The 14,511-nt window shown below is 55.9% G+C and carries 8 protein-coding genes; all 8 read left to right on the plus strand.

Features of this window, described 5'->3' with window-relative positions; translation table 11 throughout:
* The first annotated feature begins 418 nt into the window (after positions 1-418).
* Positions 419-2,227, plus strand: a complete 1,809-nt coding sequence (locus SH573x_RS11355) for a phospho-sugar mutase (RefSeq protein WP_479355081.1) — start codon at positions 419-421, stop codon at positions 2,225-2,227.
* Positions 2,228-2,471: 244 nt separating this feature from the next.
* Positions 2,472-3,194 carry a GntR family transcriptional regulator gene (locus tag SH573x_RS11360; RefSeq protein WP_479355083.1) on the plus strand — a complete coding sequence of 241 codons (723 nt, stop codon included), beginning with the start codon at positions 2,472-2,474 and terminating at the stop codon, positions 3,192-3,194.
* On the plus strand, positions 3,191-4,018 hold the full coding sequence (locus SH573x_RS11365) for a phytanoyl-CoA dioxygenase family protein (RefSeq protein WP_479355085.1): 828 nt from the start codon (positions 3,191-3,193) through the stop codon (positions 4,016-4,018). Before SH573x_RS11360 ends, SH573x_RS11365 begins: the two co-directional genes overlap by 4 nt.
* 265 nt (positions 4,019-4,283) lie before the next feature.
* On the plus strand, positions 4,284-5,105 hold the full coding sequence (locus SH573x_RS11370; RefSeq protein ID WP_479355086.1) for an SIR2 family NAD-dependent protein deacylase: 822 nt from the start codon (positions 4,284-4,286) through the stop codon (positions 5,103-5,105).
* Positions 5,106-5,235: 130 nt separating this feature from the next.
* On the plus strand, positions 5,236-6,522 hold the full coding sequence (locus tag SH573x_RS11375) for a Gfo/Idh/MocA family protein (protein WP_479355088.1): 1,287 nt from the start codon (positions 5,236-5,238) through the stop codon (positions 6,520-6,522).
* 120 nt (positions 6,523-6,642) lie between these two features.
* Positions 6,643-8,772, plus strand: a complete 2,130-nt coding sequence (locus SH573x_RS11380) for a HEAT repeat domain-containing protein (protein WP_479355090.1) — start codon at positions 6,643-6,645, stop codon at positions 8,770-8,772.
* A gap of 254 nt (positions 8,773-9,026) precedes the next feature.
* Positions 9,027-9,890 (plus strand): amidohydrolase family protein, encoded by an 864-nt coding sequence (locus SH573x_RS11385; RefSeq protein WP_479355092.1) that lies wholly within the window; start codon positions 9,027-9,029, stop codon positions 9,888-9,890.
* Between the two features lie 284 nt (positions 9,891-10,174).
* Positions 10,175-14,113: a DUF6807 family protein gene (locus SH573x_RS11390; RefSeq protein ID WP_479355094.1), complete on the plus strand. Its 3,939-nt coding sequence runs from the start codon at positions 10,175-10,177 to the stop codon at positions 14,111-14,113.
* The last annotated feature ends 398 nt before the right edge of the window (positions 14,114-14,511 follow it).

Here is a 14,511-nt window from a genome sequence, read left to right on the forward strand (position 1 = left end):
ACTCCTGGTTGTAGCCACCGCTGCCAAGCAGTGGATAGTCAGGGGCAGCGCATCCACCGTCTGGCGACGGTGACTACTTTTATTTCGAGAACCAGTACGAGAACTTGCTGCGGCCTCTTCTCCTGCGGTATGCCGCCCCCTCCCGGAGCCTAGCTTGACGCTGGCTCCGACCTCCCCCAAGCAAAGCTTGGGAGAGGTGACGCCGCTCCATGCACTGTTGGCTATTGTTCCTACTCCTACTCCTACTCCTACTCGCATTTCGAGTAGGAGTAGGAAGTCCGACGGCCTCTTCTGCTTGAGCATGCCACCCCCGTCTCAAGCAAAGCTTGGGAGAGGTGACTACCATGTTCCAACAGCACACCTTACAATTCCCACTCAGCATTTTTTGATGGGTCTTTGTAAGGTCAATAGCTCTAAAATGAACGTCCAATCAGCCCTGGTGGCCGCGCAAGCCGCGGTTGCCGATCAGCGTCTGAGCGCATCTGCGCTTGAAAATTTGACAGTCTGGTTGGAGGAATCTCGATATGCAGATTACCGACCGCAGATTCTGGCTGATATCCAGGCCGGCAAGTGGCAGCAGTTGGACGATGCTTTCTGGACGATCATTCCCTTCGGCACCGGTGGCCGACGCGGCCGAATGGCTCCCTACGGCTCCAACTCGATCAACGATCGCACCATCGGCGAGAGCGCTCAAGGCGTGGCCACTTATGTGCTCAGCCAACGCAGCGGTACATCCCAACCGGCTTGCGCGATCGCTTACGACACTCGCCACAAGTCGCGACACTTTGCCGAGCTGTGTGCCTCGATCATGGTTGCCAATGGTTTCAAAGTTTATTTCTTGGACGACTATCGCGCGACTCCGCAACTCTCGTTTGCAGTGCGTCACAAGCATTGTGATTGCGGCATCATGGTGACGGCAAGTCACAATCCTCCTAGCGATAATGCTGTGAAAGTTTATTGGTCCACGGGCGGACAAGTCTTGCCGCCGCATGATAAAGCCATCATCGATCAAGTGATGAACGTCGATGAGATCAAGCTCACGGATTTCGCCGCGGCCTTGGCAGCCGGAAACGTAGAGATCGTGACCCAGGAGATCGATGAAGCCTTTCTGGCTGCGGCCAGTCAGTTTGCCTGGCCAGGTCCACGCCAACTGAAACTTATCTATTCACCGCTGCATGGCGTGGGCGCTTTTGCAGTTATGCCGCTGCTGGCCAAAGCCGGATTCATTGATGTGACGGTTTATGGTCCGCATGCTGAACCCAGCGGCGATTTTCCGAATGTGCCTGGGCATGTCAGCAACCCTGAGAACAAGCACGTCTTTGACAAGATCATCGAATCGGCCAAGGCCACCGGGGGCGAATTGATTTTGGCCACCGATCCCGATTGTGATCGCATGGGCTGTGCCGCTCCACTGGGTAGCGATATCGCTGGTCCGTGGGGTACGCTCAGCGGTAACCAACTGGGTGCCCTGCTATCCGATTACGTCTGTTTGCAGATGAAATTGCATGGCCAATTGTCAGCCAAGTCGTATGTCATCAAGACGCTGGTCACTACGGAATTGATTCGCAAAGTGGCTGCCAGTTATGGCGTGCGCTGCGAAGGCAACTTGCATGTGGGTTTCAAATGGATTGCAGGTGTAATGGATGACGTGGGTCCCGACGACTTTGTATTCGGCACGGAAGAATCGCATGGCTATCTGATTGGTCAATACGTGCGCGACAAAGATGGAGCCGTGGCATGCATGCTGATGGCCATGATGGCTGCTTATTGGAAAGAGCAAGGCAAGTCACTGCATCAGCGGTTGGATGAGTTGTTTGTTCAGCATGGCGTACACGAAGAGTCGCTGGTCAATGTGCAAATGGAAGGCAGCGAAGGCATGAGCAAAATGCGTGAGCTAATGGCCGCCTTTCGCGCACGGCCGCCCCGAGAGCTCGGTGGCATCGCTGTGGCCGCCGTTCGCGATTACAAAGCGCTCACCGTTACGCCGCTGGGTGGCTCCGCCGCCAAGCTCGACGCGCCCCCGGCCGATATGGTCATGCTCGACCTGGCCGAAGATGGCAATTACTTCGCCGTGCGTCCATCGGGTACCGAGCCAAAAGTAAAATTCTACACCTTCGCTGCCGGTGCGCCGGTGGCCCTCTCGCAGGTCGCTGCTCAGAAGCAGGTGCTACAGGATCGCTTGGCTGCGCTTGAAAAAGATATTCGGCAGTTTGTGAGCACGGTGTGATCGGTGACCTCTCCAAGGCTTTGCCTTGGGGAGGTCGAATCGAGCCTAAGCGAGATTCGGGAGGGGTCTTGGCGGTGCGAGTGGTTAGTACCGGCTGAGTCTTGCCTGGTGCATTGCCCCCTCCCGCAGACATCGGCTGAACGCCTCGTCTGCGACCTCCCCCGCTGCGCGGGGGAGGTGACAACCTCTCCAAGATTGTATATAATCGATCGTGACTTATATATTTTACGGGCGGGGTATTAGCGTGGCGAAGAAACTGGCAGTGGCGCATGGCGACAAGCGTGAAACGGTGGTGGCAGCCATCCTGGAGCGGATTGTGTCGGGGCAGCTGCGCGGTGGCGACCGGCTGGTGACTCAGGACGTGGCCGAAATGCTGGGCGTAAGCTTGACGCCTGTGCGCGAAGCGCTGGCGGAGCTGGCTGGAATTGGCGTTGTCGACCTGGCTGCCAATCGCGGCGCAACCATTCACGCTTTTTCGCCCAGCGAAATTCGGCAAGTCTGCCGCGTCCGCCGCGCCCTGGAATGCGAAGCGGTGCGTGGGGCGATCGGGCGAATTCCGCCTGGCCAGCTGCGCGAACTGGATGCCGAACTCTTGCAACTGGCCAAAGCTCCCATTAAAAACGTGCGGCAGATTCGACGCGCCCAAGCGCTCGACACCCAGTTACATGACCTGGTGGCAACTTACTGCGGTAACGCGTTTCTGCAGAAGGAACTCTCACGCCTGGCGCGATTGTTTCGTTCACTGCGCGATGCGGCTTGGATGGATGAACAAGAACGCGAAGATGGCGATCGGCTGGCCGAAGAAGCTCGAGAGCATCTGACAATCGTGCGAGCCCTGCGCAAACGCGATCGAACCGCTGCTGTTAAAGCCATGGCTCAGCATATCTCGATCTCGGCCAGGTATTGGTCGCGAGGAAATCAACAGTCTCAAACTTCAGATCTTCAATGTAAAAGGCGCTCCCGATGAAATCGTTTGCCATCACACCTTCCGAAGCCGAACTGCAAGCCCTCGATCGCGATTTGCACTTCTATCCAACCGAAAATGCCAGTCCCAAAGTGCTGACGGCCGAGCAAGTCGATCACTTCAATCGACGCGGTTATGTCGCGCCTCTGGAGATCTACTCAACGGCTGAAATCGATGCGATTCGCGCTTACTTTGATGATCTGCTATCGCGCGTGGTAGCCGCCGGTGGCAATAGTTATTCGATCAGCTCGGCACATATGAAATATGGGCCCGTGCATGACATCATGACCAATCCACGCATTGTGGACCTGGTCAGCGATCTGCTGGGTGAGAACGTGATCGGTTGGGGAGCCCACTTCTTCTGCAAGATGCCGGGCGATGGCAAAGCAGTGGCGTGGCATCAAGATGCCAGCTATTGGCCGCTGTCGCCATCGAAAGCCGTGACCGTCTGGCTGGCGATCGATGATGCGGATGCCGAGAACGCATGCATGAAGTTCATCGCCGGCAGTCATCATCATGGACACATGACCTACCGACCCAGTAGCTCATCGGATCACAACGTGCTCAACCAAACGATCGACAATGCCGAACAATATGGCGACGTAGTGTGGAATCCACTCAAGGCAGGTTCAGCCTCGATTCATTCGGATCTGTTGCTGCATGGTTCAGAAGTTAATGACTCCACGCGACGACGCTGCGCACTAACCATTCGCTATTGTGCTGCCAATGTACATGCGGCGCTAGGTTGGAACGAGAAAGGTGTGCAAGTCCGCGGTGTCGACCAGAGCGGTCATTGGGCCAACGTCGCACGTCCAGCCGCCGAATAATCGTCCTCCGTAGCCGAAGTCGCCAGACTTTGGAGGCGTTACGTTTAATTCATCCCGTAGCCGAAGTCGCCAGACTTTGGACGCGCTACGTTTAGTTCATCCCGTAGCCGAAGTCGCCAGACTTTGGAGGCGTTACCATTAATTCATCCAATCTCTGGCGAGATCGGCTACGTTAATTCATCCAATCTCTGGCGAGATCGGCTACGTTTAAGTCCAATCATCCAATCTCTGGCGAGATCGGCTACAACCAAGAGCGTATTCCAAAATGTCCGATACCAATTGCCAGCTCGACGCAGCCGCCGAGCTGATCAGCTCGGCCGATGGACTGTTGATCGGTTGTGGCGCGGGGATGGGAGTCGATTCGGGGCTGCCGGATTTTCGTGGTCCCGAAGGCTTTTGGAAAGCGTATCCCGTCTTCCGCGGCAAAGCGTTTGCTGAGATGTCGACGCCGCATTGGTTCACCACCGATCCCGAGTTGGCTTGGGGGTTCTTTGGTCACCGGCTGCATCTTTACCGGACGACGCAGCCGCATGCGGGTTTTGCGATTCTCGCTAAATGGTTCAAGCGCGTCAGTGGCAATGCGTTTGTGTTCACTTCCAATGTCGATGGCCAGTTTCACCGCGCTGGCTTCGAAAGCGAGCACGTGGTCGAGCAGCATGGTTCGATTCACTATTTGCAGTGTGTCGCAGAGTGTGGTCGAGCGATTTGGTCGGCCGAGCAGGTGCAAGTGGACGTCGATCTGCAGACGATACGTGCGCGGGGCGAACTGCCTGCGTGTCCTGATTGTGGTGGCACGGCGCGGCCCAACATTCTGATGTTTTCAGACTGGCAATGGGACGATAGCCGCCACTCGCAGCAGATTGCGCTTTATCAGCGGTGGCTGAAAGATAATCGTGGTAGTCGATTGATCGCGATCGAGATTGGTGCGGGCCTGGCGATACCTACGGTGCGGTTTGAATGCGAGGGGCGAGCTGCGGCGGTTATTCGCATCAATCCTCGCGACTGCGACGCTCCGCGCGCGGGTGTGGCCCTGCCGCTGGGTGCCCGGGCCGCGCTGGAGGCGATCGATCTACGGCTGGCCCAGTAGATTTCAAATTCGAAATCGAGATTTGAAATTCTCTAGAGTGGCAATTGGGCTCTCTGCGCCTTAAACTACGATTCTGCGCTCGGCCCTCTTCCCTAATTCCCACCTTTGATATCGATGAAGGACAAACTCAATGACACGAGCATCTGGCTTGGATCGACGCCGCTTCTTGCGAGCTACTGTGGCCACGGGTGCTGCAGCGGCCATAGCGCCGGTTGTGATTCCCAGTACCGCGCTGGGTCGCGATGGAGCTGTGGCTCCCAGCGAACGGATCGTGGTCGGTGGAATTGGTATCGGCAATCGTGGCACCTACGATTTGACCTGTTTCCTCGAGCAATCGGATGTGCAGTTCGTCGCCGTTTGCGATATCAAGGAAGCGCGTCGCAAAGCCGTTAAGGCGATGGCCGACAAGCACCATGGCAACTCGGATTGCAAAACCTACATCGACTTTCACGAGATCCTGGATCGCAAAGATATTGACTCGGTGTTGATCGCTACTGGGCCGAACTGGCACGCCACGATGTCGATGTATGCGGCGCGAGCCGGCAAAGATATTTACTGCGAGAAACCGGTTACCAAGAACATTTCGCAGAGTTTGATTTTGGCCGAGACGATGCAGCGCACGGGTCGGATCTTCCAAGCTGGCACACAACGCCGCAACTTGCCGCACTTTGCCTTCGCATGTGAACTGGCGCGCACAGGACGCTTGGGCAAACTCCAACGCGTTTACGCTCACCCCATGGGTCTCAAGTCCTGGATGAGCGGTTGGATGGAAGAAGAGCCAACACCTGACAAGGAAATCGTCGATTGGGATATGTACTTGGGACCAGCTGCTTGGCGTCCGTTCAACAAGAAGCAACTCGATGGATTCAACTTTGAGAAAGGTGGCGGCTTGGCCGGCGGTGGCGTGCTGGAATGGGGCTCGCACTGCGTGGATCTCTGTCAGTGGGCTGTAGGAGCTGATAAAGAAGCACCTGTCGAGTACTTCCCGATCGAGAACGAACAGCTGCGAGCCAAGTATGCCAACGGCGTCGAGCTGATTATGCGTGAGAAAGACTGGATCGGACTGGGCTCGTGCCCTGTGCGCTTCGAAGGTTCTGATGGATGGATCGAAACGGGCGATAGCGGCAAGATGGTGCTAAGTTCACCCACGCTGCTAGCAGGTCGCAAAGTGGCCGAGATCGATGGTTATCCAGCCACCTTCCATGTGCGTGACTTCTTGAACTGCGTCAAGACGCGTTCGCAACCCAAGACCAACGCTATTGCGGCGTGTTACGCGCACATCGCTTGTCATGCGCTGGGTATCTCGCTGGCGCTCAACCGCAAGCTTGAGTACGATTTGGCCAAGCATGAATTCAAGAACGACGAAGTCGCCAATCGCATGCGCTCCGAAGCTCTGCGCGAACCTTGGCGCATTTAATCTCGGCCTGTCAATTCCGTCCCAACTACAAGAAGCGCTGAACAATCAGCCGCTCCGTTGGGGCGCTCAACGGGATCATCCATTCATCACACACAAAAAACTAACGAAGATAGATTCATTATGCGAATGACAAAGATCATCAAACGTGCGGCCCTGTGTGGCTTGCTGGCACTCGTATGTGTCAACTCTGCAGCGCCGGCTTGGGCACAGCAGCGAGATTCGGCCAAAGAGAAAGAGCTGATCGCCTTGATCAGCAACGCCGACAAGCCCAAGGCGGACAAGGCGATGGCCTGTAAAGAGTTGGCCTTGCATGGCGGCCCTGAGTCAACAGCCGCTCTGGCACCCTTACTGGCTGACGAGCAATTGGCATCGTGGGCACGCATTGCGCTAGAAGCGATACCAGGTCCCGAAGCAGCGGCCGTGCTGCGCGATGCTTCGCAATCGCTCAGCGACAAGCTGTTGATCGGGGTGCTCAACTCGATCGGTGTACGTCGCGATGCCGACTCGGTCGAAGCCCTGGGTAAACGTCTAGAAGATGGCAACGCTAATATTGCTGGTGCCGCGGCCTTGGCCTTGGGACGCATTGGAGATGCTGCGTCGGAGAAACTATTGCGAGCCAAGTTCGCCAGCGCTTCGGGCGAAGCCAAATCGGTTGTGGCTGAAGGCTGCATCTTGGTTGCCGAGCGTCGCCTGGCCGAAGGACAAGCTGGTCCGGCGGCTGAAATCTATGACGAAGTTCGCTTGGCTGATGTAGCCAAGCCACGTGTCATGGAAGCCACACGCGGCGCGATTCTGGCCCGCACCGGTGACGCTGTGCCGCTATTGATGGAGCAGATTGCCAGCTCCGACGTGGCCATCCAACGCTTGGGGCTGACCGTCGCACGCGAGTTGCAGAATCCCCAAGTCACCGAAGCCCTCACAGGGCAATTAACTAAGGTCAAACCGGAATTGGCTTCCCTACTCTTGTTTGCACTGGCTGATCGCGGTGACAAAGCGGCCTTGCCCGCGGTGTTAGCCGTGGCCAAGAGTGGTGATGATGCAGTGCGTCAAACGGCGGCTGAAGTCTTGGCGAGTTTGGGTGACGCGACTTGCCTGCCCACGCTGCTGGACCTGGCACAATCGACCACCAAAGATGTTTCCGATGCAGCCATGAATTCGCTTGCATCTCTACAAGGCGACGAGATCAACAAAGCTCTCCTATCGCGGCTGGATTCATCGACCGGTACTACGCAGCGATTGTTGATCGACCTGGTAGGTCAACGACGATTGAAGGCGGTGCAACAACTTCGCAAAGCGCTCGATAGTAGCGAGCAATCGGTGCGTCACGCCGCTTTGGCAGCTTTAGGGGAAACGATTGAACTGACCGACATGAGCATGTTGGTGACGCGGTTGAATTCGCCCAAGACGCCCGCTGACTTGCCTGTCACGCAGCAGGCCTTGCGCGCAGCGGCAGTACGTATGGCTGATCGCGAAGCGGCTGCCAAGCAGTTGATCGACTCGATGGCCAGTCAACCCACGGCGGTGAAAACCAAGCTGCTGGAAATTCTGGCTGAAGTTGGCGGTAACAATGCGTTACAAGCCATGCGTACGGCTTTCCTGGGTAACGAGAATGCCCTTCGCGATGCTTCATCGCGCCTACTGGGCAATTGGGCAACCACCGAGGCTGCGCCGCTGTTGCTTGAACTCTCGCGCCAACCCGCCAATGCGTTTACCTCGCGAGCGGTTAAGGGTTACATTCGCCTGGCGCGTCAATTCCAGATGCCCGAAGAACAACGGGTTGAAATGGTTAGTAACGCGATGAAGTTTACCAAGGTTCCTGCTGAGCAGCAGTTGGTGGTTGAAGTCATGGAACGTTATCCCAGCGTAGCCATGATGGACGTAGCCATTGCCGCTCAGCCCAGCGCAGTAGTCAAAGACGATGTCCAGCGGGCCATATTGATGATCGCTGCCAAGTTGCCTGAGAGCGAAGAAGTGAAGACGCGCTTGAATAAGATCGGTCAAAAGCCGGTTAAGGTCGAGATCGTCAAAGCGGAATACGGTACGCCTGACGTTAAACGCGATGTGGCCGAAGTCTTGCGCAAACAGTTGCGTGACTTGCCCGTGATCCCACTGCCCGCACCGAGTTACAACAAGAGCTTCGGTGGTGATCCGGCTCCCGATGCCAAGAAGACGCTGAAGATCCAGTATCGTCTCAATGGCAAAGAGGGCGAAGCTACCTTTGAAGAGAACGACTCGATCATGCTCAAGTAGCATCGCACCGAGCGCCACGGCGAACAGATCGTTTAACCCGCAGCCGCCAGGCGAGGAGCACCCTCTAAACAACTTGGCCTGACCTTCCGCCGTCATCCAGCACGGCGGAAGCGTAACTCTGCAAAGCATAACAAAATGCAAGCCATGGTCATTCGCTTGGAGGACGATAGTCTGTCCACGCCAACAGTCGATCTGCGTTTGAAGCAAGTACCGCTTAATTCATACGGCACCCTCACTTTCTGCGGAAGATAACTGTGATTGTCGACGTCCATAGCCACGCGTGGTCGTATCCTGAGCATTTCAGCGATGATTTTCGTGCTCAGGCCAAGCGAGCGCGAGCTGGAGTGGAAGTCGACTTGACGGTGCGATATTCGGAGTATCGGCAAACGGCTGCCAGCGCGGATGTGACAGTCGTCTTTGGTGGTAAAGCTCGTTTGAGTGGGTTGTGGGTCGATGATCAATATGTTGCCGACTACGTGGCTCAAGATCCGCAGCGTCTGCTAGGTTTCCTGTCGGTTGATCCTACGCAGCCGGACTGGCAGTCCGAGCTGGAGCATGGTCACCAAGCGTTGGGTCTGCGTGGCATCAAGCTGTTGCCGATGTACGCAGGTTTTCGGCCTGACGAATCGCGGCTCGATCCGCTCTGGCAGTATGCCCAGCGTCATAGTTTGCCAGTGCTCTTGCATACGGGCACGACCTTCATTGCCCAAGCACCGCTCGAGTGCACCTTGCCGCGGCATCTCGATCCCGTGGCCACGCGGTTCCCGGATGTCAAGATTATCATGGCGCATTTGGGGCATCCCTACGAAGGCGAGTGCATCGTCGTGGCTCGCAAACATCGGAATGTCTTTAGCGACATTAGTGCCTTGCACTATCGTCCGTGGCAACTTTACAACAGTCTGATGCTGGTCCAAGAATATGGCGTGTGGGACAAGATACTCTTTGGCACTGACTACCCGTTCACCACCGTAGATGCTTCGATTAGTGGCTTGCGTGGCTTGAATAACATGCTCGAAGGCACCGCCCTGCCCCGCTTGAGCAGCGAGCAGATCGAGTGCTTGATCAATCGTGATTCGCTGGAACTGCTTTGGAGTGCTGAGGCGAAGCCCCAGCTTTGATGTAATAACCAAACCATACCGCAGCCTGCACTTCGGAGTGCTGTGGCGCTAGCCACAGCTTTGATGTAATAACCAAACCGTACCGCAGCCTGCACGAACTACGGGTCGTGCACAACTAACGTGCGTGCAGGCTGCGAAACAGCCAACGCTTACATCAAAGCTGTGCCTACGCCACAGCACTCCAAAGTAGTACCTCTTCGCTTTTTTTGTTCCGCTCCAGGGTTTACACTATTACTCGGAACTAACCCTCGTCGACCCTCCCTTTTCTTATGCGGGCTCTTGTTATGGCCATTCGTGTCTTTGCTCTTGGGTTGTGGCTGATTTGCTCGTGGTTGAACTTGCATTCAACTTGTTGGGCTCAATCCGATTCGACGCCTGCCAAGCGTTCGGTGGCGTGGACCGGCTCACGGATTGTGGGCACACCGGAAAAACCGCTGCCGCTGACGATTGAACCGGCGTTCAAGCAGGTAAAGTTCACCGATCCGATGCAGATGCGTTGGCAACCCGATGTCGAGCGATACTTTGTCTGCGAACTGGGGGCCAAGATCTGGAGCTTTCCGCATGACGAAGACGCCAGGCAGGCGGACCTGGTCGTGGATCTTAAAAGCGCCATCAAGAATTTCGATGCCAGCAAGACGCGCGGTTGTGATAACGTCTACTCGATTGCCTTCGATCCTGACTTCAAGAACAATCGCTTCATCTACGTCTGCATGATCTTCAACAGTCTCGACGCCACGCCTTACCCAGAAGGTAGTCGAGTGTCGCGATTCGAAGTCAGTCGGACTGAGCCGCCGACGATCGATGTAGAGACGGAAGTGCCGATCATCAAGTGGTTGGTGGGTGGTCACAACGGCTGTGACTTGGTATTTGATAACAGTGGTTGTCTGTTGATTAGTACTGGTGATGCTACCTCACCTGTGCCACCCGATGGTCTGAATACCGGACAGGACTGCAGTGATTTGCTGTCGAGTATTCTGCGCATCGACGTGCGCGGGGCCACGCGCGACAAGCCCTACACAATTCCAGCTGACAATCCGTTTCTGGATAAACCGGGTGTGCGACCCGAGATTTGGGCCTTTGGTTTGCGCAACCCATGGCGCATCACGGTCGATCGGCCGACAGGCCAGTTGTGGCTGGGTGATGTGGGTTGGGAAAAGTGGGAGATGGTGCATCGTATCGAGCGCGGAGGTAACTATGGCTGGGCGGTGCGCGAAGGTCATGAACTGCTGCAACCCAATGCACCGATTGGTCCAGCTCCGATCCTGCCAGCGCGGATCACCATGTCCCATGCCGATTCGGCTTCGGTTACGGGTGGCTTTGTTTATCGCGGTGAGAAACTGAAAGAGATCATTGGCCAATACATCTTTGGTGATTGGGTCAATGGACGCATTTGGACGGTGCCGTTGGACGATCACTCGCCGCATACCGAAGTGGCCAGTGGGCAACTGCGGATCATTGCCTTTGAACCGGACCGTGATGGTGAACCACTGATTGTTAATCACTTGGAAAACACCACCATGTTTCGTTTGGTTCCGAATACCAATTACGAAAATGAGCTGGCCGCGTCGCGAAGTTTTCCAGGCAAGCTGTCCGAGACGGGTATCTTTGCCGATGTGGCTGGCCAGCAACCGGCTGCAGGCGTAACGCGGTTTTCCATCAATCAACCTCAATGGCAAGACGGGGCGGTGGGTACCCACTTCCTGGCAGTTCCTGGCACCGAGCCGGTTACCGTCTACCGCGATCCTCAACCTGTAGGCGTGTTGGCGATGTTCAATTCGCGACTGCAATATCCGGCCGGTACAGTGTTGGCCAAGACACTTACTATGCCTGCCAGTGTGGCTAGCGGGCGGTCCAAGGATGTCAAACTAGAAACGCAGGTCCTGCATTTTGATGGCCGGCTGTGGCGCGGCTACAGTTATGCCTGGAACCAAGAACAAACCGATGCCACGCTGGTGGATGCCCGCGGCAGTGAAATCATCGTGCCAGGTTCAGACGGCCAACGTTGGCGCATTCACAGTCGCACCGAGTGCATGCAGTGTCACAATCCCTGGCCGGAAACCACGTTGGCTTTCAGCCCGGAACAATTGCATCGACCCGAACTGGGTATGAAGTCGCAATGGATGAAGTTAGTCGACCAAGGGTTTGTGGTCACCAGAGAATCTGCTGATAAGACGATTGCGCCGGAACAATGTGTACGCGCGTCGTTACATGCCGATGAAGGCAACCTCGCCCAACAAGCGCGCGCGTATTTGCACGTCAACTGTTCGCACTGCCATCAGAACGGTGCGGGCGCTGGTGTGCCCTTGAGCTTGCGCATTCAAGATTCCGTCGAAGCCATGCAAGCAGTGGATAAGTTGCCGCTGAAAGGCGATTTCGGAATTCAGCCAAGTCGCATTATCGCCGCGGGATCGCCCAGCCGCAGCGCGCTGTTCTATCGCATGGCCTCCAGTTCCGCTGGTCGCATGCCACACATCGGATCGCGCGAAGTTGATTTCGCTGCCCTGGAAACGATCAGCCGTTGGATTGAATCGCTCGACCCCGAAGTTGCCAAGCAAGAATACGCAGGTGACGGTGCCCTTGATCAGTTGATGGATCAATTGGCCAAACAAATCGAAGCCAGCGATGCCAGCGATGCTGTTGAAGTTCGCAGTCAACGCTTGAAAGCCGCACTAAATCTAACAGTGCGATATGGTGCAAAAGCTGGTCGCGACGATGCGAAGAACGGTGCGCAAGGAGTCCAACGACTGGCGCGTTCCAAAGATCCGCTCATTAGCAGCCTGTTCGAAGGTCACTTGCCAGCCAACCAACGTCAACGTCGCTTGAGTCCGGGCGCGCAGTATGCTGAGATTGCGGACCTGGCTGGCGATGTCCAGCGTGGTAAGGCTTACTTCATGGATCAAACAAGATCGCAATGTTCCAAGTGCCATCGCGTCGGGCAGCTTGGTGGACAAGTTGGTCCAGCGCTGGATGATATCGGCCGCCGGCAATCTGCTTCGCAGATTTTTGAGTCCTTGGTCGATCCCAATCGCGTGATCGACCCCAAATTCCAAAGCCACATGGTGATTCGCACCGATGGGCAAGTCATCACCGGTTTGCTGGAAAGCGAAACGGATGAGCAGTTAGTGCTGATCAATAGCCAAGGTGAAAAAGTTAAGCTCGATGCCCAGGACATTGAGACACGTAAGATCGATACGAAGTCGCTGATGCCCAGTGGTATGGTCGCGGAGATGACGGCGCAGCAAGCCGCAGATCTAGTGGCTTACCTGCTGACGCTTAAAGGTGATAACGCGGGCGCTGTTGGCAGCACCACCAGTCACAAGTTGCGCATCGAATCGACGGCCGACAAGTTGACTGTCTGGCGTGGCGATCACCCTATTCTGGTGTACAACATTCAATCTCCATCGGCTCCCGAAGGTATTGACAAGATCTACGAGCGCAGCGGATTTATACATCCTGTGTTCACACCTTCGGGACAGGTGCTGACCGCGGCTTTTCCGATTGACCATGCGCATCAACACGGCATCTTTACCGCTTGGGTGAAAACCAAGTTTCGCGATGCTTCGATCGACTTTTGGAACCTGGCGGGCAAGACAGGCCGAGTGGTTCATGAACAGTTGGTCTCGAGCGATCAAGCCAGTGACGGCAGCGTAAGTTTCGAAGTGGATCTTCTGCATCAAGCCATGATGGACCGGCCGGTCGATGTACTGCGCGAGCGCTGGAAAGTTACGATACAACCCACTGACGGCAGTTATTACGCGATCGATTTGCAGACCACCCAAAGTGCGCTGACCGGTGATCCGCTGGTAGTCGAGAAGTATCACTACGGTGGCGTTGCGTTTCGTGGCAATGTGCGTTGGCTGCTACCCTCGGACGGTGGTGGTCGGGAGGTGCATGAACCCAAAGAAGTCAACATCCTGACCAACAGCCTCGGCCAAGATCGTATTACGGGCAACCATGCGCACGCCAAATGGGTCGCTATTAGTGGCAAGTTGTCAGAACAACCAGCGACGCTCGTCATGCTCGATCATCCCAGCAACTTCCGCGCACCGCAACCGGCCCGCCTGCATCCCACGAAACCTTACTTTGTCTATGCCCCGTGTGTGGATGGCGAATTTATGATCGACAAACAGCATCCGTATTCGGCTCGTTATCGTTTCCTGGTAACGGACAAGCCGTTGGAAAACACTTGGGTCGATCAGCAATGGAACGCTTGGGTCAACTAAGCACGTGGCCACGTGCTTAGAAAATTGAAGTTAAGCTCAGACTTGATTCTCGGTTTCCACAGTGATGGGCTAGGCGATTTCGTAAGCGACCCTGGGTAGCCACCGCTGCCAAGCGGTGGATTTTGTCGGGGTGAGGATCCACCGTCTGGCGACGGTGGCTACGGGGTGCTGAGAGTCCACCGTCTGGCGAAGGTGGCTACGGAGTGCTGAGGGTCCACCGTCTGACGATGGTGGATACGGAGTGCTGAGGATCCACCGTCTGACGATGGTGGCTACAGGAAGTGCGTTTAGTGATTTACTTTGACGAGATCAAGAAGTGACGGGCCTCTTGGACGAATTACCGGCACATCTTGGAGAGCGGACACGCTGGCATCCAAACTCTAAAACGACTGTACTGA

This window comes from Rania fehmarnensis (assembly GCF_056494185.1).